A 602-nucleotide genomic window follows, 5' to 3' on the forward strand; every position below is an offset into this window, starting at 1 on the left:
ACGTCACGCCAGCCATTAGAGCTCTCTTGACCACCGATGTAGAAGCCGAGAATGTCCCGGTAGCCCTCCTCGCTGATCCCCATGGCAAAATAGACGGCTTCCCCGGCGACTGTACCGCGTTTGAGCTTCACATAGAGTCCATCCAGATAAATAACAGCGTAACGCTTGCGCAGTGGACGTTGGTGCCACTTCTCGATGTCTTCAAGAACCGTACTGGTGATGTTGCTGACCGTGGTAGGCGAATACTGAGCTCCAAACATACCTTCGATGAAACGAGCAATGTCCCGAGTGCCCATACCGCCCTTGTACATGTGAATCACAGCCTCTTCCAGCCATCCTTCACGGCGCTGATAGGGGTCAAACAACTGGGTTTGAAAGTCGCCGTTTCGGTCACGAGGTACTTGGAGGTCGTCGATCATTCCGATTCGCGTGCCCAGTGTGCGCGTGTAGTAGCCGTTGCGGCTATTGCGGACACCTTCTTGCTCGACTTCTAAAAAGTTACGGATCTCTTCTTTCATAATGAGCTCGAGCTTTTCTTTCACGAGGGCGCTAACAACATTTTCCATTAGGTCTGAGAGCATGTTTTCTGTTATAGTTGCCAT

At 51.5% G+C, this 602-nt stretch carries 1 protein-coding gene; it reads right to left on the bottom strand.

Annotated features, from left to right (window positions below; all coding sequences use genetic code 11):
• Positions 1-602, bottom strand: a 602-nt coding sequence (locus AC3G2T_RS38790) for an IS256 family transposase (RefSeq protein WP_488438828.1), incomplete at both ends; no start/stop codon positions are given.

It is taken from the genome of Paenibacillus sp. sgz302191 (assembly GCF_057749925.1).